This window comes from Sphingopyxis sp. SE2, from assembly GCF_032227185.1.
Lineage (GTDB): Bacteria > Pseudomonadota > Alphaproteobacteria > Sphingomonadales > Sphingomonadaceae > Sphingopyxis.
In genome coordinates this window covers 303,451-321,303 of record NZ_JAPMXW010000001.1, presented here as the reverse complement: position 1 = coordinate 321,303, position 17,853 = coordinate 303,451, and the positions used below count along the sequence as shown (strand labels likewise).

Sequence of the window (17,853 nt, the reverse complement as noted above, 5' to 3'; positions counted from 1 at the left end):
TCACCTGTCGGATTAACTTACAATTTACCATAAGACCGGCGCGTCGAATCCCCGATTTGCGCCGGTGGCACGGCGCTTGCTTGGGATAGGGCGATGCTGAAAAAGATCGGACGCCTGTTCGTCATCAAGACCCGCCTCGAGGCGTGCCTGATCATCTATGCGCTCGCCGTCGGCGCGATGGCGCGCGGCGCGGCCTATCTGCACGAATATCCCGGTTACGGCGGCAAATTGTTGCTGTTGGCCTGCACGGGGTCAGTATTCCTTGCCGGCGCGAAGATTTTCGACTGTCTGCGCTACGAGCAGGCGGCGGAGGCCGCGAGGCGGGCGGGCTAGCGCACCGGACTTTCGCCGGTCATCAGGATATGCCAAGGCACGGCCCATGAGCAGGATCAGCGGGCGGCCCACCATCAGCACCGAGCATGTTTACGGCCTGAGCCTGCGCGTCGCGCGCTGGCGCGAAGGCGCGCCCAGTACACCGCTGTTGTTCCTCAACGGCATCGGCGCCGACATCGCCGCCGCTGCGCCTTTGCTCGCGCAGATCGACGGCCGTGAAGTGTGGACGCTCGACATGCCCGGCGTCGGCGGCTCGCCCGACGCGCTGCTGCCCTATGCCGCCCCCACGATCGCGGCGGTGGTGATGGAGATTGCCGACCGGCTCGGTCACAAGGTGATCGACGTCGCGGGGTTCAGCTGGGGCGGCGCGCTGGCGCAGCAGGTCGCGATCCAGTTTCCCGGGCGCATGCGCCGGCTGGTGCTGATGGCGACGACCCCGACGGTGGGCGCGCCGGGGATCGGCTGGGGGGCTTTGCTCGACGACGATATGCTGGCGAGCGGCCTCAAGCTGCCGACCGCGACCCCGCTCGGCCTCGCCTATCAGTCGATGGCAATGGCGGGGTGGACGAGCGCCGCGATGCTGCCGCACCTCAAAGGCACGCCCGTACTGGTCCTGATGGGCGAGCGCGACGGCGTCGTTCCCGCGTGCCACGGCCAGGCGATCGCCGAGTTGATCGACGGCGCGGAGCTGGAGGTGGTGCCGGGATCGCACCTCTTCCCCTTCACCCACGCGGCGACGATTTCGGTACGGATCAGCGCGTTTCTGGACCAGCCGGAGCGGGCGCAAGCCGCCGCTTGAGAAAGCCGGAAATGGCAGCGGCGGTCGCATCGGGCGCTTCCTCCATCGGCAAATGACCGATGCCCGGCAGGATCACGACCTCCGACCCCTTTATCCGTTCGTTGAACGTCTTGGCCGCGCTCGGATTGATCACCCGATCCTTGTCGCCGAACAGGATCAGGGTCGGCGCCGCGATTTCGCCGACCCGCGCCGCAAACTCGGGCTCGCGATCCATCCGCGCACGCAGCACCGTGGCTTCGCGATTGCCGGGGAAGAGGAGCAGCTCCCAATAGCGGTCGATCATCGCGTCATCGACGATGTCCTCTTTCTCGACCGAGCCGCGCAGCGACTGTTCGACGAGCATCCGCGGCGTCACCCGCGTCGCCAGCCAGCGGCCGAACGGATATTCGAGGACGCGGAAGCCGACGTTCGATTCGGGCCGTTTCTCCCCCGGCCGCAACGGCATGCCGGAGGCGTCGATCAGCAGCAGCGCATCGACGCGCGCGGGCTGCGCGAGCGCATAGCGCCACGCGACCCAGCCGCCCATCGAATTGCCGCCGAGAATGAAATGATCGAGGCCGAGCTTCGCCGCGACGACGTCGACGGCGTTCATCATTCCCTCGGCCGAATAATCGGTGTCGGGGGTCGCGCCGGTCAGTCCGTGCCCGGGCAGGTCGAGCGTGACGATGCGCCAGGTGGCGCCGAGCCGCTTCACCAGCGGCTCCCACGTATGGAGGCTGGCGTTGGCGCCGTGGATCAGGATGATCGGCGGGCCGTCGGCGCGGCCCTGATCGCGGTAATGGATACGCTGGCCGGCCGGCCCCGCGACAAAGGCCGCGTCCGGGCCGCCATATTTGGCGATCATCGCGTCGCGATCGGTGTCGGGGGTCAACAGCAGCAGGAAACCGGCGACGATCGCGAGCAGGACGCCGAGCGGGATCAGCACCCGCTTGCGCCGGAACAAGGGACGCCGCCGCGGCTGCGGCTCGTCGAAATCCATATCGTCAGCAACCATCACGCGCCCCCCTCAAGGCGTGAAGCGACCCTAGCGCGCCGAGCTGCTCCGTCAATGTGAAGCTCCTCCCCTCGCGCAGCGATGGGGAGAGGGACCGCTCGCGAAGCGAGTGGTGGAGGGGCCGCGACGGTGACGTCAAAACCCCTCCGTCAGCCCTTCGGGCTGCCACCTCCCCATCGCTGCGCGACAGGGAGGAGCAATTTGGCCTATTCGTGAATTTTACGCCGGAAGGTCTCGGGCAGGAACAACAGGCCGATCACCAAGGTGATCATCGCCACGACCACCGGATACCAGAGCCCGTAGTAGATGTTGCCCGTCGCCGCGACCATCGCGAACGCCGTCGTCGGCAGGAAGCCGCCGAACCAGCCGTTGCCGATATGATAGGGCAGCGACATCGCGGTATAGCGAATGCGGCTGGGGAACAGCTCGACGAGCAAGGCGGCAATCGGGCCGTAGACCATCGTCACGAGCAGCACGAGGTAAAAGAGGATCGCGACGACGAGCGGCCTGTCGATCACGGCGGGGTCGGCCTTGGCGGGATAGCCGGCGGCGGCGAGCGCCGCGTCCATCTCGGCAAGCCGGGCGGGAATGCCGGCGGCGTTCATGCCGGGACCGAGACCCCCTTGCGGATTGGCGATCGTGATCACTTCTTGCCCGATGGTGACCGTCGCCCAGTCGCTCCCCGCGTCTTGCGAAACATAGGGCACGCCGGCCTTGGCCAGATGCGATTTCGCGACGTCGCACGCGGTTCGATCGAACTTGTTCTTGCCGATGGGATCGAACTGGAACGAGCAGGCGGCGGGGTTGGCGATCACCGTCACCGGCGCCTTGGCCTGCGCGGCCGCGAGCCCCGGATTGGCGGCTTCGGTCAGCATCTGAAAGGCGGGAAAATAGGTGAGCGCGGCGAGCGCGCAGCCTGCGAGGATGATGGGCTTGCGCCCGACCTTGTCGCTGAGCCAGCCGAAGAAGATGAAAAAGGGCGTGCCGAGCGCGAGCGCGATGGCGATCAATATGTTCGCGGTCGCACCGTCGACCTTCAGCGTCTTTTCGAGGAAGAAGAGCGCGTAGAATTGCCCCGAATACCAGACGACCGCCTGCCCCGCGACCGCCCCGAAGAGCGCGACGAGCACCCATTTGAGATTTTCCCAGCGCCCGAACGCCTCGGTCAGCGGCGCTTTCGACGTCGTCCCCTCCTCCTTCATCTGCTTGAAGACCGGGCTTTCCTCGAGCTGGAGGCGGATCCAGAGCGAAACGCCGAGCAGGACGATCGAGATCAGGAAGGGGATGCGCCAGCCCCAGTCGGCGAACGCCGCCTCGCCCATCGCCGTGCGGATCGCGATGACGACGCCGAGCGCCGCGAACAGGCCGAGCGTTGCGGTGGTCTGGATAAAGCTGGTGAACAGGCCGCGTTTGCCGTCGGGGGCATGTTCGGCGACATAGGTCGCGGCGCCGCCATATTCGCCGCCAAGCGCGAGTCCCTGGATGAGGCGGAGCAGCACGAGCAGGATCGGCGCCGCGACGCCGATCGACGCATAGCTGGGCAGCACGCCGACGAGGAAGGTCGAGGCGCCCATCAGCCCCATGGTGACGAGAAAGGTGTTCTTGCGCCCGACGAGATCGCCGATGCGCCCGAAGACGAGCGCGCCGAACGGCCTTACCGCGAAGCCCGCGGCGAAAGCCGCGAGCGCGAAGATGAAGCCGGTGGTTTCGTTGACGCCCGAGAAGAATTGCGCCGAAATAATCGTCGCGAGCAGGCCGTAGAGATAGAAATCATACCATTCGAACACCGTGCCGAGCGATGACGCGAGGATGACCTTGCGCTCGCTTTGGCGGGTGCCGAGTGCTGTTGTCGCTACGCCCGCGCCGTCCGTCATTTGCCACTCCCTTTTTTCGGAAGTGGTTCATCCCAACATCCGCTCGCCCTGAGCCCGTCGAGGGGCCGTTCTTCCTTTTGCGCAATGCTAGAGGAAAGAGCGGTGCTTCGACAAGCTCAGCACGAACGGAAAATGAGGTTTGTCTGTAATTTAGCCGACGCGCTTCACCGCGCCCTTGTGTGCGCCGACGCTCTTGTTCCGCGGGCGGAAGCGGCGCTTGCGCTGGGGCTGGCCATCGGCAGCCGGAACCTCACGGCGCGGGCCGCGATCGCCGCGCGGCTGACCGCCATCACGGTGCCCGGCGTCGCGTTGGCCCCCGTCCCGCTGACGGTGCGCGTCCTCGCGCTGACGCTGCGGGTTGCGGCCCTTGCTGCCGGTATCGCGCGGCGGCTGGACCGGCTTGGGCAGGTTGCGCACCAGCTCGCTGAAATTCTCGGGCAGCGGCATCGGTTCGGCCTTGGTCCGCGTCACGCGTTCGATGTCGCGCATATAGGTGCGCTCGTCGGGCGCGATGAAGCTGATCGCCTTGCCTTCTGCGCCGGCGCGCGCGGTGCGGCCGATGCGGTGGACATATTGTTCGGGGACGTTCGGGATCTCGAAGTTGATCACATGGCTGACGCCCGACACGTCGATGCCGCGCGCGGCGATGTCGGTCGCGACGAGCAGCTTGATCTCGCCCGAGCGAAACGCCTGCAGCGCCTGCGTGCGCTGCGACTGGCTCTTGTTGCCGTGGATCGCCATCGCCTTGATCTTCGCGCCCGCAAGGTGACGCACGACGCGGTCGGCGCCATGCTTGGTACGGGTGAAAATAAGCGCGCGATCGATATCCTCGCGGCCGATCACCGCGGTGAGCAGCGCCTGTTTTTCCTTCTGTTCGACGAAGGTCGAATATTGGCGGATCTTCTCGGCGGTCGTCGCCTGCGGCGCGACCGACACGGTGACCGGGTCGTTGAGGAACTGGTCGGCGAGGCCCGCGATCTCTTTCGGCATTGTCGCCGAGAAGAACAGGTTCTGGCGGCGCGACGGCAGCAGCTTGGCGATGCGGCGCAGCGAATGGATGAAGCCCATGTCCATCATCTGATCGGCCTCGTCGAGGACGAAGATTTCGACGTCATCCATACGCAGCGCGCGCTGGTCGATCAGGTCGAGCAGGCGGCCCGGCGTGGCGACGAGGATGTCGACGCCCTGCGCGAGATCGCGGATTTGCTTGTTGATCGGCACGCCGCCGAATACGGTCGACACGCGAAGCTTGGTAAAGCGGCCATAGTCGCGGCAGCTTTGCGCGATCTGCGCCGCGAGCTCGCGCGTCGGCGCGAGCACGAGCATCCGGCAGCTGCGCGGGTTGGCGCGGTGCGGATAGGTCAGGAGGTGATGGATCGAGGGCAGTGAAAAGCCCGCGGTTTTGCCGGTGCCGGTCTGCGCGATGCCGCACAGGTCGCGGCCCTTCATCAGCGGCGGGATCGCCTGCGTCTGGATCGGGGTCGGCTGGGTATAATCCTTGGCGGCAAGCGCGCGGTTGATGTCGGCGTGCAGGCCAAAGTCGTTAAAAGTCGTCATAAAATACTCACATGGGGCGACGCGCAGGCGCATCCGTTCGCATCGAACGGACGGCGCACGGCCGCGGGTTCGAAACGACCCGCGTGAAAGGGTGCCTCTGGGGACAAAGCGCCGGTCCGGCTCGTCCCGCGCCTGTTTCGGGCGGGAAAATCACGCTGCCGGTGGTTGCGGCGGAAGGGTCCGCCATGCTGCGCTGCACCATCATATGGCATGGGTTGCGCGATATTGCAAGATTATTGCTCGGCACGGGATTGCTCGCTTCCCCCGTTCGTGCTGAGCTTGGCGAAGAGCGAACGGGAGAGGGAGGACATCATGCCGGAAAAGATCATCGTGATCGACGAAGGCACGACCTCGACCCGCACGATGCTCTTCGACGCCGACGGCACCCCGCTCGGCAGCGCCCAACGCGAGTTTCGGCAACATTATCCTGCACCGGGGCTCGTCGAGCATGATGCGGCCGAAATCTGGGACGCGACGCTCGCCTGCACGCGCGACATGGTCGAACGGGCGGGCGGCGCGCATCAGGTCGCCGCGATCGGCATCACCAACCAGCGCGAAACGGTGGTGTTCTGGGACCGCAAGACGGGCGAGCCGCTGGCGCCCGCAATCGTCTGGCAGGACCGCCGCACCGCCGCCGATTGCGCGGCGCTGAAAGAGGCGGGGCACGAGGCGATGGTGCAGGAGCGAAGCGGCCTGCTGCTCGATCCCTATTTTTCGGGGAGCAAGATCGGCTGGGCGCTGGAACACTGGCCGCAGCTTCGCGAAGCGAGCGACCGGCTCGCGGTCGGAACGGTTGAATCCTATCTTGTCTACCGCCTGACCGGCGGCGCCCATGTCAGCGATGCGACCAACGCCTCGCGCACGCTGCTGATGGATATCAACGGCGATGGCGGCTGGGACGAGCAATTGTGCGACCTGCTCGGCGTGCCCATGACGCTGCTCCCCGAAATCACCGGCTGCACGACGCGCGTCGGCGTGACCGAACCCGCGCTGTTCGGGAGTCCGATCGCGATCTGCGGCATGGCAGGCGACCAGCAGGCGGCGACGATCGGACAGGCGTGCCTGTCGCCCGGGCAGACCAAGGCGACCTTCGGCACCGGCGCTTTCATCCTGTCGGCGAGCGGTCCCGAACGGCCGCAGTCGGCGAACCGCCTGCTCGCGACCATCCTGGTTCAGGAGGAGAGCGCCCGCTCTTACGCGCTCGAGGGATCGGTGTTCGTCGCCGGCAGCCTGATCAAATGGCTGCGCGACGGGCTGGGCCTGCTGGCGAGTGCGGGCGAGAGCGAGGGGCTCGCGCGGTCGGTCGCCGACAATGGCGGCGTCTATCTGGTCCCCGCCCTCGCGGGGCTCGGCGCCCCGCACTGGCGGCCCGATGCGCTCGCGGCGCTGTCGGGGCTCAGCTTTGCGAGCACGAAAGCGCATGTCGCGCGCGCGGCGCTCGAGGCGCAGGCCTATCAGGCGCACGACCTCAAATCGGCCTTCGCCGCCGACGGGGTCGATTGGGCCGAGTTGCGGATCGACGGCGGCATGGCCGCGAACGACTGGATGGCTCAGGATCTGGCCGACATGCTGGATCTGGTGGTCGAACGCCCGGGGTTCGTCGAAAGCACCGCGCTCGGCGCCGCGATGCTCGCCGCGACGGGGGCCGGCCTTTATCCCGATCTCGCGAGCGCCGCCGCGACAATGCGCGGCACCGCGACGCGTTTCACGCCGGCACTGGACGCCCGGAAACGCAAAACGCGCCTTGCCGGGTGGCAAAGCGCGCTTGCAAAAGTCCTCGGCTGAGGAGCCGAATTAACGCTTGAGGGTGAGACCGCCGAAACGCTTGTTGAACTTCGCGACCTGGCCGCCGGCGTCGAGCAGGCGTCCGGTGCCGCCGGTCCAGGCCGGGTGCGCGGTGGGGTCGATTTCGAGCGTCATTACGTCGCCCTCTTTGCCCCAGGTCGAGCGCGTCTGATATTCGGTGCCATCGGTCATCTTGACCGTGATCATGTGATAGTCTGGGTGAACGTCTTTTTTCATGTCTCAAGCTCCTATGCCGCTGGTTACCGACCAGCGGCTGAGTCTGTGCGTCCGAGAACGCGAAGTGGCGCCCTTAGTGGGCTGGCTGGGAAAATGCAACTCCCCTGCTTCGTCACCCCGGACTTGATCCGGGGTCCGCGACTTCGACGCCGCGGTGGATACCGGATCAAGTCCGGGGTGACGAAGCGGAGACGTGTCGCTTAGTCGCTCGGCGGATCGGCGATCATCGCGGTGAACTGGCATTCGGTCGCCAATTGATCGCCCAGCATCGCCCGCCCTTCGAATTTGCAGATATTCCGCTTCGCCTGGAGGATCGTGACGTGGAGATCGAGCAGCACGCCGGGTTCGACGGGCTTCCTGAACTTCACCCCGTCGATTCCCATGAAATAGACGAGCTTGCCCGAGCCGCCGAGGCCGAGCGATTCGATCGCGAGAATGCCGCCCGCCTGTGCCAGCGCCTCGACGATGAGGACGCCGGGCATGATCGGCCGGCCGGGGAAATGCCCCTGAAAAAAGGGCTCGTTCATCGTCACCGCCTTGACCGCGTGGATCGAGGTGTCCTTCACCATCGATTCCACCCGGTCGACGAGCAGCATCGGATAACGGTGCGGCAGCAGCGTCAGGATCCGGCGGATGTCCACCGGGCCCAGCGCCCCTGCCCCATTTTCCCCGTCCGCCATCGGATCAGCGCGTGGTCGGCTGGGTGCCGGTCGGCGCCGGAGCCGGAGTGCCCTGCGACGCGCGGGCCGCGTCCATCAACTGCTGGTTGCGCTGCTGGACGAGCTGGCCGGGCTGATAGCCGGCCGGGACCGCGATCGACACGCTCGGCAGGATGCGGTTGAGTTCGGTCACCACCGCGTCGGTGATGTCGACATTGTTTTCGCGCGCGAGCACGGCGTCGGGGTTGAGCAGCAGGTCGATCTTCTTCGCGGTCATCGCGGCCTTGATCGCCTCGTTCATGCGGACGCTGATCTGGTCTTCGACATAGGCGATAGCGAGGTCGACCGGCGCGCCGATCTGGCCGAGTTCGGCTTGGGCGGCCTGGCGCTTGTCCTGCACCGCCTTGGCCGCGGCCTGGAGCGCGGCCTGGTTCTGCGGCGTCTTTTTCGCCTCTTCGTTATATTTGGCGATCAGGACATTGATTTCGGCCTGCAGCGTCTGGCCGCGCGACTGCTGCTGGTCGATCTGCGCCTTGTAGGTGGTTTCGATCTGCTGCGACGCGGTGCGGAAGGCGTTCGAACGCGCGGCGGCGACGCGCACGTCGGCGACGCCGACGCCCTTCGCCTGCGCGATGGCGGGGGCCGACAGGATGGGCGAAACCGACAGCGCGGCGATCGCCAGCGCGGATGCGGCAAATATTTTCTTCATCAGAATTGGGTTCCTACATTGAATGAGAAGCGTTTGATATCATCGCCCTCTTCTTTGCGAAGGGCGTAAGCGAAATCGATCCGGAAGGGACCGAAAGGAGAGTTCCAGTTGACCCCGGCGCCGATCGAGACGCGCGGCATCCAGGTGTCGCCGAAGAAACGTTCCTCGAACGGCGCGAGCGACGAGAAGCCTTCCGGGCAGGTCGTATAGTCGCCGGTTCCCGTCGTAACCCCATCGGTCGTCGTCGTGGTTTCGGTCGCGAATTGGCTGACGCCCGTCGTCGCGTTGCGGCAGAGGAATTTTGTGAAGCCGTCCGCGGGATCGCGGAAATCGGCGAGCGTGGTCAGCGTCGGGCGTTTCACGCTGAACACCGAGCCGACATCGAGGAAGATCGACGGCCTGAGCCCCAGTTCCTTCGCCCCGGTGCCGAGCGGAATATCGAGCTCGATCCGCCCCTGATAATAGGCACGCCCGCCGAGCGCGTCGTCGATCTGGCCGCGATTGTCGTTGCTGGTGTCGATCACCGGATTGAGCGGATCATAGGTCGCGGCATAACGAATGACGCGCGGACCGACGCCGCGGATGTCGAAGCCGCGCATCTGCGGTTCGCCGAGGAAAAAGCGGTCGGTCAGACGAACCTTGTCGCTGGTCGGGGTCGGGCGCCCGCCAAACGGATAGATATAGCCGCCCTCGGCCGAGATATTGAGAATGAAGCGGCTGCCGAGGTTGAAGTGCTTGCTGCCCGCGAGGCGCGTGCGGACATATTTGACGCTGCCGCCGAGCCCGGCGAAATCCTGGCTCAAGGACAGCGATTGGCCGCGCGTCGGACGAATGCGATTGTCGCGGTCGTCATAGGCGAGCGTGTAACCGAGCAGCGACGTCGTGCGACTGCCGATCGCGTCGCACAGATAACGGCCGGCGACCAGCGGATCGCATTCGTCGCCGAAATAATAGATCGACCTGTCGAGCGTCACATCGTCGAAGTTGATGCTGTAGCGGCCAAAGAAGGACATGAATTCGGTCAGCGGCACGCCCACGTTGATCTGCGCGCCGGTCGTGACCTGTTCAAAGGTCGTGCGGCGGTCGTTGTCGATGAAGTTGAACGAGTTCAAATCGCGGCGATAGACGCTGCCGCCGATCGAGATGTTGCGATCGAACAGATAGGGTTCGGTGAAGCCGAGCTCGATCGACTTCGAATAGCTCGAATAATTGACCGAGGCTTGGAGCTGCTGACCGAGACCGCGGAAGTTGCGCTGGCGGATCGACGCCTGGAGCAGGAAATTCTCGATCGACGAGAAACCGGCCGAGAGCGACAGTTCACCGGTCGGCTTTTCCTCGACATTGGTTTCGAGGATGATGCGGTCGGGCGCGCTGCCCTCCTTGCGCTCGATCTCCAGATTTTCCTGGAAATAACCGAGGCTGTTGATGCGGCTCTCGGTCCGCTTGACGCCGAAGCTGTTGAAGGCGTCGCCCTCGTTCAGGCGGAACTCGCGGCGCACAACCTTGTCGTGGGTCAGCGTGTTGCCGTTGACGTCGATGCGCTCGACATAAGTCCGCGGGCTTTCGCCGACATTGAAAGTGATCGCCATCGTCCGGTCTTCGGGATTGCGGCGGAATTCGGGATTGATGTCGGCGAAGGCGTAGCCGAACAAGCCCGCGGTCTCGCTGAGGCTTTCGACCGTATCCTCGACCAGCTTGGCGTCGTACCAGTCGCCGGTCTTCATCGGCAGCAGCTTTTTCAGCATCTCGGGCTGGAAGTCGCGGATCTCGCTCTGCACGTCGACGTCGCCGAACTTGTAGCGTTCGCCCTCCTCGACGACATAGGTGATGATGAAGTCCTGCTTGTTGCTCGTGAGCTCGGCCACCGCCGAAATCACGCGGAAGTCGGCGTAACCGTTGGTCAGGTAGAAAAGGCGCACCTTCTGCTGGTCATAGGCGAGGCGATCGGGGTCGTAGCTGGTGTTCGACGACAGGATCGTCAGCAGCCCCGCCTCCTTGGTCGCCATCTCGTCCTTGAGGTCGCCGTCGCTGAACTTCTCGTTGCCGATGATGTTGATCTGGCGGACCTTCGACTTCGGTCCTTCGTTGATTTCGAAGACGACGTCGACGCGGTTCTGGTCGAGCGAGACCATCTTGGGCTCGACGGTCGCGGCGAAGCGGCCCTGCCGCTTGTAGAGTTCGATGATGCGCGCGACGTCGGCGCGGACTTTCGAGCGTGTGTAGATCTGGCGCGGCGCCATCTTGATCTCGGGGCGGATCTTGTCTTCCTTGAGGCGCTTGTTGCCCTCGAGGATCACGCGGTTGATCACCGGGTTTTCGGTGACCTGGATCGTCAGCGCACCATTGTTGTCGGTGATCTGGAAATCCTTGAACAGCTCGGTCGCGGCGAGGTCCTTCAGCGCCTGGTCGAGCACCGCGCGGTCATATTGCTGGCCGACCCGCAAGCGCAGGTACGACAGGATCGTCTGCGCCTCGAGCCGCTGGTTGCCGACGACCGTGATCGACTGGACCGTCGTCGCGGTCGGCGCCGCTTCGGGGGCCGGCGCCGGCACCGTCGGCGCAGGGACGGGCGGCGGCGCAACTTCTTGCGCCATCAACGGCGTCGCGAGCATCGTGCCGGCCAGAAGAACCACCGACAGCTGCGTCCGCGCCGAAAATTTGTGTGAAGCCACGCTGTTCATCCCGAAAAAATAACTCAAAAGCGACAAACCCGCCTGACCGCGGGCTTGGCGCCACTCCCTGCCCCAGACTCGCTAGCCAATCAAGCGGGCGATCCTGTCCCACACGCCAATTGAGCCCAAATCGTTGAAAGTCACGACCAGCATGAGGGTCGCGATCGCCACAAAACCGAATCGGAACGCCCATTCCTGCGCTTCTGGGGGCGCGGGACGTCGCCGGATCGCCTCATAGGCGTAAAAGGCCAGATGACCGCCATCGAGCATCGGCAATGGCAAGAGGTTGATGAACCCCAGATTGATGGAGATGAAGGCGGCGAAGAAGATCAGCGTGCCGATCCCCAGTGTCGCCATCTCGCCCGACTGCTTGGCGATCTTGACCGGTCCGCCCATATCCTTGATCGAACGCTGGCCGGTTACGAACTGGCCGAGGATGCTCCCCGTCAGCCGTACCATCTCCCAGGTTTGCGCAGTGCTTTCCTGGAACGCCGCGACGGGACCCACGGCCGTATAAACCGGCGGCCCCGAACGGATCCCTATCACGGCGCGCTCGCTCTTGTTGCCGAAGGAGTCGCGTTCGGAGATGATCCGCGGCCGCAACATGACGTTCAACCGCTCGTTGCCGCGCGCAATCTCAAGGCTGGCGGGTTTGCCGAGGTTGAACGCCACCGCGCCCTGAATGTCGTTGAACGTATCCATTGTTCGACCGTCGATGCTGACGATCCTGTCGCCGGCCCGCAGCCCCGCTTCCTGCGCGGCGCTGTCCGCCTCTACCGCGCCGATAACGGCCGGGGTGCGGCCAACGCCGTAAACTATTGCAAAGGCCGCAAAGATCAGGATGGCAAACAGAAAGTTGGTCACCGGCCCCGCGAGCACGATCAACGCACGCTTCCACACCGGCTGCGCGGGGAAGGTGTGCGATTTCTCTTCAGCGGGCAGTTGCTGCCATTCGGCGTCGGGCTGGCTGACCGCGTCGCGGTCGCCCGCGAACTGGACATAGCCGCCGAGCGGGAGCCAGCCGATCTTCCATTCGGTGCCGCGCTTGTCGGTCCAGCCGAGGATCTTGCGCCCGAAACCGATCGAGAAGGCGTCAGCCTTCACCCCGCACCAGCGGCCGACGATATAATGACCATATTCGTGCACGAAGACGAGCGGGCCGAGCACCGCCAGAAAAGCGACGAAATAGAGCCAGATGGGCACGTTAGGCATGTTCGAGCTGGTCCACAAAATGCTGAGCGGCCGCGCGGGATGCGGTATCGACGCTGAATATGTCCTGAAGCGAGGTCGGGACGGCCGGGGCGTCGGCATCGATCACCCGGCGCACCGTGTCGACGATCGCGGGGAAGGAAATGCGCCCGGCAAGGAAGGCGGCGACCGCGACCTCGTTCGCGGCGTTGAGCTGCGCCGGGCGCGCGCCGCCCTCGGCGATCGCCGCGCGGCAGAGCGCGGTCGCGGGGAAACGCACCTCGTCGGGCGCCTCGAAATCGAGCCGCGCAATGGTCGCGAGGTCGAGCGGGGCGCACGGCGTCGCCATCCGCTGCGGCCAGGCGAGCGCCGACGCGATCGGGATGCGCATGTCGGGCGAGCCGAGCTGCGCGAGCGTCGAGCAGTCGATATATTCGACAAGGCTGTGGATCACCGACTGCGGGTGGACGAGGATTTCGATGCGGTCGAGGCCGACGGGGAACAGGTGATGCGCCTCGATCAGTTCGAGCCCCTTGTTCATCATCGTCGCCGAATCGACGCTGATCTTTGCGCCCATCGACCAGTTGGGATGCGCGACCGCCTGCGCCGGGGTGACGGCGGCCATGTCGGCGGCGCGCATCGTGCGGAAGGGACCACCGGAGGCGGTCAGGATGATGCGCCGGACCTGATCGATGCGCCCGCCCGAAAGGCACTGGAAGATCGCATTATGCTCGCTGTCGACGGGCAGGATCGTCGCGCCCGAGGCGCGTGCGGCCGCCGTCATCAACTCGCCCGCCGACACCAGCGCCTCCTTGTTGGCGAGCGCGACGTCATGACCGGCTTCGAGCGCCGCCATCGTCGGCGCGAGGCCCGCGGTGCCGACGATCGCCGCCATGACGAGGTCGGTGGGCCGCTGCGCCGCCTCGACGAGCGCGGCGGCGCCCGCGGCGGTTTCGATGCCAGTCCCTGAAAGCGCGTCCTTAAGCGCGACGTGACAGCTTTCGTCGGCTACGACCGCCAATTCTGGGCGGAATTCCTTGGCGAGCTTTGCGAGTTCGGCAACGTCGCAATTGGCGGTGAGCACCGCGACCCGCCACGCCTCGCCATCGCGGCGCACGAGGTCGAGGGTCGATTGCCCAACCGATCCGGTTGCACCGAACAGGGAGAGGCGGCGCGTCATGTCAGCCGCGCACCGCGATCTGGCCCGCGAAGGCCAGCGCGCCGAGCAGCAACGCCACGGGCAGCACGCCATCGACGCGGTCGAAAAGGCCGCCGTGACCGGGGATGAGCTTGCCCGAATCCTTGACCCCGGCGCGGCGCTTCATCCAGCTTTGCGCGAGGTCGCCGAGCTGCGCGAGGAGGCCCATGAACAGGCCGATCCACAGCGGCACGCCGACGATGCCGGCGCGGTCGCCGATCGTCGCGCTGGCGATCAGCGCCGCGACCATGCCGCCGAACAGCCCCGACCAGGTTTTCGACGGGCTGATTTTCGGCGCGAGACGCGCGCCGCCGAAGGCGCGGCCGGCGAAATAGGCGCCGATGTCGGTCGCCCAGACCATGCCGAACACCCACAGCGCCGCGGTCATGCCGAGATGGTCGCGAACGAACCACAGCCCCGCCATTGCGCCGAGCACGAGGATCGGGCCGAGGATGTGGAACGCGGTTTTGCCGCCGCCGCCGAGCGTCATCGCCTTTACAAGCTGGAACCATTCGACGAGGACGAGCGCCCCGCCGACCAGCAGCAACAGACCGAAGGCGATGCCGCCGAACCATAGCGCGGCGCCCGCGATCGCGAACAGGATGATCGCCGAGACGAGCCGCACCCAGAGATCCGATTTCGCCGCTGTCGCCATGCCCTTAAAGTCCCCCGTAACGGCGATCGCGGCGCGCGAAATGGTCGAGCGCCGCTTTGAGATCGGCCGGTTTGAAGTCCGGCCACAAGATGTCGGTGAAATAGAGTTCGGCATAGGCCGACTGCCACAGCAGGAAGTTCGACAGCCGGACCTCGCCCGAGGTGCGGATGAGCAAATCGAGCGGCGGCATGTCGGCGGTGTCGAGGTTCGCCTCGATCGCTTCCGCCGTGATCTCGCCCTGCGCGGCGGCGGCGCTCGCAGCGCGCACCAGTTCGTCCTGTGCGCCATAGTTGAGCGCGACCGCGAGCGTCGTGCGCTTGTTGCCCGAAGTGCGCTCGAGCGCATTTTCGATCAGCGCGACGACGTCGGGCGCGAGCGCGCGCCAGTTGCCGATCACTTTCAGCTTCACATCGTTCGCGGCGAATTCGTCGAGGTCGGAGAGGATGAAGCGCTTCATCAGCCCCATCAGGTCGCTGACCTCTTCCTCGGGCCGCTTCCAGTTTTCGGAGCTGAAGGCGTAGAGCGTCATTGCCTCGATGCCGAGGTCGCCCGCGGCGCGCACGATCGTCCGCACCGCCTCGACCCCCGCCTTGTGTCCGGCGACGCGGGGCAGCAGGCGCTTTTTCGCCCAGCGGCCGTTGCCGTCCATGATGATCGCGACATGGCGCGCGCCATGATGACTCATAAATCCTCCCCGGCACGGGGAAGGGGACCACTGAAGGTGGTGGAGGGGCACATGAGGATACACGGAGCGTATGATGGAGGGTGCCCCTCCACCATGCTGCGCATGGTCCCCCTCCCCGTTCCGGGGAGGATCGCGATGGCCGCTGCGTCGTGCATTGGCTTAGCCCAGGATTTCCTTTTCCTTGGCGGTCGCGGCGGCGTCGATGTCGGCGATCGTCGCATCGGTCAGCTTCTGCACCTCGGTCTCGTGGCGCTTGCGCTCGTCCTCGCTGATTTCCTTCTTGTTTTCGTCGGCCTTGAGATTGTCCATGCCGTCGCGGCGGACGTTGCGGACGGCCACGCGCGCCTTTTCGGCATATTGGCCGGCGAGCTTCGACAGCTCCTTGCGGCGCTCCTGCGTCATTTCGGGGATCGGCAGGCGCAGCATCTGGCCGTCGACGATCGGGTTGAGGCCAAGGCCCGCCGAGCGGATCGCCTTGTCGACCGGGCCGACGTTCGACTTGTCCCACACCTGCACCGACAGCATGCGCGGTTCGGGCGCGCTGACCGAGGCGACCTGGTTCAGCGGCATGTGGCTGCCATAGACCTCGACCGTCACCGGATCGAGCAGCGCGGTGTGCGCGCGGCCGGTGCGCAGGCCTGCAAGGTCGTGCTTCAGCGATTCGACCGCGCCGTGCATGCGGCGTTCGAGGTCGGCCTTGTCATATTTCGCCATCTGTCTTTCCTCTCTGAATATCTTGTCAGCCAGCGTCGCCGACGACGGTCGAAACGCCCTCGCCCGCCAGCACGCGCGCCAGATTGCCGGGCTCGCGGATGTTGAACACGACGATCGGGATATGGTTGTCGCGGCAGAGCGCCACCGCGCTCGCGTCCATCACCTTCAGATTGTCGGCGAGCACGCGGTCATAGCTGAGCGTGTCATAACGCACCGCGCTCGGATCCTTCTTGGGGTCGGCGTTATAGACGCCGTCGACGCTGGTGCCCTTCAAGAGCGCGTCGCACTTCATTTCGGCGGCGCGCAGTGCTGCACCGCTGTCGGTGGTGAAATAGGGGGCGCCGACGCCGGCGGCGAAGATCACGACGCGACCCTTTTCCATATGGCGTTCGGCGCGGCGGCGGATCACCGGCTCGCACACCTTGTCCATTTCGATCGCCGACTGGACGCGCGTTTCGACGCCAAGCTGCTCGAGCGCGTTCTGCATCGCGAGTGCGTTCATCACCGTCGCGAGCATGCCCATATAGTCGGCCTGCGCGCGGTCCATACCCTTGGCCGCGCCCGCCATGCCGCGAAAGATATTGCCGCCGCCGATGACGAGGCAGATTTCAAGGCCGCGGTCCTTGGCTTCCTTGACCTCGGCCGCCATGCTCGCGACCGTTTCAGGGTCGATGCCGAAGGGGCTGGGGCCCATCAGCGCCTCGCCCGACAGCTTGAGCAAAATGCGTTTCATGCCGGGCAATTCCATGTCGTGGGGAACCTCTTGGTATCGATGAATAAGCGAATGGCGCGCACCCTAGAGCGGGCACGCGCCATTGCCAAGCGGACTGCCGCGGCGAATGCGGCAATCCGTATCGTGTCTTTCAGACGCCAGCGGCAGCCGCGACTTCCGCCGCGAAGTCGCTTGCTTCCTTCTCGATGCCTTCGCCGAGCTGGAAGCGGACGAAGCCCTTGAGCGTGATCGTCGCGCCGACATCCTTGCCGGCGGCGGCGACGACTTCGGCGACCGGCGTCTTGCCGTCCATCACGAAGAGCTGCGACAGCAGCGCGTTTTCCTTGCGATACTTGGCGATCGCGCCGTCGACCATCTTCGAAACGATATCGGCGGGCTTGCCCGACTGGGCGGCCTTTTCCTCGGCGATCGCGCGTTCGCGGGCGACGAGGTCGGAGTCGAGATCGTCGCCGTTCAGGGCCAGCGGGTTCGCGGCGGCGACGTGCATCGCGAGCTGCTTGCCGAGCGGTTCGAGAACGTCGGCGCCGGCGGTCGATTCGAGCGCGACGAGCACGCCGATCTTGCCCATGCCGGGCGCGGCGGCGTTGTGGACATAGCCGGTGACGACGCCCGAGTTCACCGAAACGATCGCCGAGCGACGCAGCGACTGGTTCTCACCGATCGTCGCGATATTCTGCGTCAGCTGTTCGGCGACGGTGGCGCCGCCCGGATAGGCGGCGACGTTCAGCGCGTCGATGTCGGTGATGCTGCCCGCGAGCGCAACCTGCGTCACGTCGCGGACGAAGCCCTGGAACTGTTCGTTCTTGGCAACGAAGTCGGTTTCGCTGTTCACTTCGACCATCGCACCGCGGTTGCCGTCGGTGGCGACGCCGACGAGGCCTTCGGCGGCGACGCGGCCGGCCTTCTTGGCGGCGGCGGCGAGGCCCTTGGTACGCAGCCAGTCGATCGACGCTTCGATGTCGCCGTTGTTTTCGGCGAGCGCCTTCTTGCAATCCATCATGCCTGCGCCCGTGCGGTCGCGCAGTTCCTTGACGAGAGCGGCCGTGATTTCAGCCATGGAA

At 65.6% G+C, this 17,853-nt stretch carries 17 protein-coding genes; 3 read left to right on the top strand and 14 right to left on the bottom strand.

All coding sequences use genetic code 11. The features are described 5' to 3' along the window. The first annotated feature begins 93 nt into the window (after positions 1 to 93). Entirely contained in the window at positions 94 to 333 is a 240-nt protein-coding gene (locus tag OVY29_RS01450) for a hypothetical protein (protein WP_037555101.1), read from the top strand. Between the two features lie 46 nt (positions 334 to 379). Next, positions 380 to 1,132 carry an alpha/beta fold hydrolase gene (locus OVY29_RS01445; RefSeq protein WP_037555100.1) on the top strand — a complete coding sequence of 251 codons (753 nt, stop codon included), beginning with the start codon at positions 380 to 382 and terminating at the stop codon, positions 1,130 to 1,132. Here the strand turns inward: OVY29_RS01445 and OVY29_RS01440 are convergent. The 3 genes from OVY29_RS01440 to OVY29_RS01430 all read right to left on the bottom strand — a co-directional run bounded on the left by OVY29_RS01440 (position 1,086) and on the right by OVY29_RS01430 (position 5,557). Next, a complete protein-coding gene (locus OVY29_RS01440) occupies positions 1,086 to 2,126 on the bottom strand; it encodes an alpha/beta fold hydrolase (protein ID WP_052182194.1) in 1,041 nt (346 codons plus the stop codon). The two genes, OVY29_RS01445 and OVY29_RS01440, sit on opposite strands and share 47 nt — an antisense overlap. Before the next feature lie 206 nt (positions 2,127 to 2,332). Beyond that, on the bottom strand, positions 2,333 to 4,000 hold the full coding sequence (locus tag OVY29_RS01435) for an MFS transporter (protein WP_313910685.1): 1,668 nt from the start codon (positions 3,998 to 4,000) through the stop codon (positions 2,333 to 2,335). A 150-nt stretch (positions 4,001 to 4,150) separates the two neighbouring features. After that, entirely contained in the window at positions 4,151 to 5,557 is a 1,407-nt protein-coding gene (locus tag OVY29_RS01430; RefSeq protein WP_313910684.1) for a DEAD/DEAH box helicase, read from the bottom strand. 312 nt (positions 5,558 to 5,869) lie between these two features. On the opposite strand from OVY29_RS01430, the gene OVY29_RS01425 reads away from it, so the two are divergent. After that, complete coding sequence (locus tag OVY29_RS01425) at positions 5,870 to 7,342, top strand: glycerol kinase (protein WP_313910683.1); 1,473 nt, start codon at positions 5,870 to 5,872, stop codon at positions 7,340 to 7,342. 9 nt (positions 7,343 to 7,351) lie between these two features. Here the strand turns inward: OVY29_RS01425 and rpmE are convergent, their stop codons facing one another. The 11 genes from rpmE to tsf all read right to left on the bottom strand — a co-directional run bounded on the left by rpmE (position 7,352) and on the right by tsf (position 17,849). Then, positions 7,352 to 7,579: a 50S ribosomal protein L31 gene (gene rpmE, locus OVY29_RS01420; protein WP_037555096.1), complete on the bottom strand. Its 228-nt coding sequence runs from the start codon at positions 7,577 to 7,579 to the stop codon at positions 7,352 to 7,354. 200 nt (positions 7,580 to 7,779) lie between these two features. After that, positions 7,780 to 8,259 carry a 3-hydroxyacyl-ACP dehydratase FabZ gene (gene fabZ / locus OVY29_RS01415; protein WP_313910682.1) on the bottom strand — a complete coding sequence of 160 codons (480 nt, stop codon included), beginning with the start codon at positions 8,257 to 8,259 and terminating at the stop codon, positions 7,780 to 7,782. 4 nt (positions 8,260 to 8,263) lie between these two features. After that, the gene (locus OVY29_RS01410) at positions 8,264 to 8,947 is read right to left on the bottom strand and encodes an OmpH family outer membrane protein (protein ID WP_037555093.1); all 684 of its coding nucleotides are present in this window, start codon (positions 8,945 to 8,947) and stop codon (positions 8,264 to 8,266) included. Further along, positions 8,947 to 11,628, bottom strand: a complete 2,682-nt coding sequence (gene bamA, locus OVY29_RS01405) for an outer membrane protein assembly factor BamA (RefSeq protein WP_037555138.1) — start codon at positions 11,626 to 11,628, stop codon at positions 8,947 to 8,949. Before bamA ends, OVY29_RS01410 begins: the two co-directional genes overlap by 1 nt. Before the next feature lie 72 nt (positions 11,629 to 11,700). Next, positions 11,701 to 12,831 carry an RIP metalloprotease RseP gene (rseP, locus tag OVY29_RS01400; RefSeq protein WP_313910681.1) on the bottom strand — a complete coding sequence of 377 codons (1,131 nt, stop codon included), beginning with the start codon at positions 12,829 to 12,831 and terminating at the stop codon, positions 11,701 to 11,703. Next, positions 12,824 to 13,987 carry a 1-deoxy-D-xylulose-5-phosphate reductoisomerase gene (locus OVY29_RS01395; protein ID WP_313910680.1) on the bottom strand — a complete coding sequence of 388 codons (1,164 nt, stop codon included), beginning with the start codon at positions 13,985 to 13,987 and terminating at the stop codon, positions 12,824 to 12,826. Before OVY29_RS01395 ends, rseP begins: the two co-directional genes overlap by 8 nt. A gap of 1 nt (position 13,988) precedes the next feature. Continuing rightward, a complete protein-coding gene (locus OVY29_RS01390; RefSeq protein WP_037555090.1) occupies positions 13,989 to 14,660 on the bottom strand; it encodes a phosphatidate cytidylyltransferase in 672 nt (223 codons plus the stop codon). Positions 14,661 to 14,664: 4 nt separating this feature from the next. After that, complete coding sequence (uppS, locus tag OVY29_RS01385; protein ID WP_313910679.1) at positions 14,665 to 15,345, bottom strand: polyprenyl diphosphate synthase; 681 nt, start codon at positions 15,343 to 15,345, stop codon at positions 14,665 to 14,667. Positions 15,346 to 15,504: 159 nt separating this feature from the next. Continuing rightward, entirely contained in the window at positions 15,505 to 16,059 is a 555-nt protein-coding gene (gene frr, locus OVY29_RS01380) for a ribosome recycling factor (protein WP_037555087.1), read from the bottom strand. A gap of 25 nt (positions 16,060 to 16,084) precedes the next feature. After that, a complete protein-coding gene (gene pyrH, locus OVY29_RS01375) occupies positions 16,085 to 16,807 on the bottom strand; it encodes a UMP kinase (RefSeq protein ID WP_313910678.1) in 723 nt (240 codons plus the stop codon). A 115-nt stretch (positions 16,808 to 16,922) separates the two neighbouring features. After that, on the bottom strand, positions 16,923 to 17,849 hold the full coding sequence (gene tsf, locus OVY29_RS01370) for a translation elongation factor Ts (protein WP_313910677.1): 927 nt from the start codon (positions 17,847 to 17,849) through the stop codon (positions 16,923 to 16,925). Positions 17,850 to 17,853: the final 4 nt, after the last annotated feature.

Excerpts from the sequence above, each read along its gene's own strand:
- OVY29_RS01450 (WP_037555101.1), top strand. The coding sequence starts at position 94 with ATGCTGAAAAAGATCGGACGCCTGTTCGTCATCAAGACCCGCCTCGAG.
- OVY29_RS01445 (WP_037555100.1), top strand. The coding sequence starts at position 380 with ATGAGCAGGATCAGCGGGCGGCCCACCATCAGCACCGAGCATGTTTAC.
- OVY29_RS01440 (WP_052182194.1), bottom strand. The coding sequence starts at position 2,126 with ATGGTTGCTGACGATATGGATTTCGACGAGCCGCAGCCGCGGCGGCGT.
- OVY29_RS01435 (WP_313910685.1), bottom strand. The coding sequence starts at position 4,000 with ATGACGGACGGCGCGGGCGTAGCGACAACAGCACTCGGCACCCGCCAA.
- OVY29_RS01430 (WP_313910684.1), bottom strand. The coding sequence starts at position 5,557 with ATGACGACTTTTAACGACTTTGGCCTGCACGCCGACATCAACCGCGCG.
- OVY29_RS01425 (WP_313910683.1), top strand. The coding sequence starts at position 5,870 with ATGCCGGAAAAGATCATCGTGATCGACGAAGGCACGACCTCGACCCGC.
- rpmE (WP_037555096.1), bottom strand. The coding sequence starts at position 7,579 with ATGAAAAAAGACGTTCACCCAGACTATCACATGATCACGGTCAAGATG.
- fabZ (WP_313910682.1), bottom strand. The coding sequence starts at position 8,259 with ATGGCGGACGGGGAAAATGGGGCAGGGGCGCTGGGCCCGGTGGACATC.
- OVY29_RS01410 (WP_037555093.1), bottom strand. The coding sequence starts at position 8,947 with ATGAAGAAAATATTTGCCGCATCCGCGCTGGCGATCGCCGCGCTGTCG.
- bamA (WP_037555138.1), bottom strand. The coding sequence starts at position 11,628 with ATGAACAGCGTGGCTTCACACAAATTTTCGGCGCGGACGCAGCTGTCG.
- rseP (WP_313910681.1), bottom strand. The coding sequence starts at position 12,831 with ATGCCTAACGTGCCCATCTGGCTCTATTTCGTCGCTTTTCTGGCGGTG.
- OVY29_RS01395 (WP_313910680.1), bottom strand. The coding sequence starts at position 13,987 with ATGACGCGCCGCCTCTCCCTGTTCGGTGCAACCGGATCGGTTGGGCAA.
- OVY29_RS01390 (WP_037555090.1), bottom strand. The coding sequence starts at position 14,660 with ATGGCGACAGCGGCGAAATCGGATCTCTGGGTGCGGCTCGTCTCGGCG.
- uppS (WP_313910679.1), bottom strand. The coding sequence starts at position 15,345 with ATGAGTCATCATGGCGCGCGCCATGTCGCGATCATCATGGACGGCAAC.
- frr (WP_037555087.1), bottom strand. The coding sequence starts at position 16,059 with ATGGCGAAATATGACAAGGCCGACCTCGAACGCCGCATGCACGGCGCG.
- pyrH (WP_313910678.1), bottom strand. The coding sequence starts at position 16,807 with ATGGAATTGCCCGGCATGAAACGCATTTTGCTCAAGCTGTCGGGCGAG.
- tsf (WP_313910677.1), bottom strand. The coding sequence starts at position 17,849 with ATGGCTGAAATCACGGCCGCTCTCGTCAAGGAACTGCGCGACCGCACG.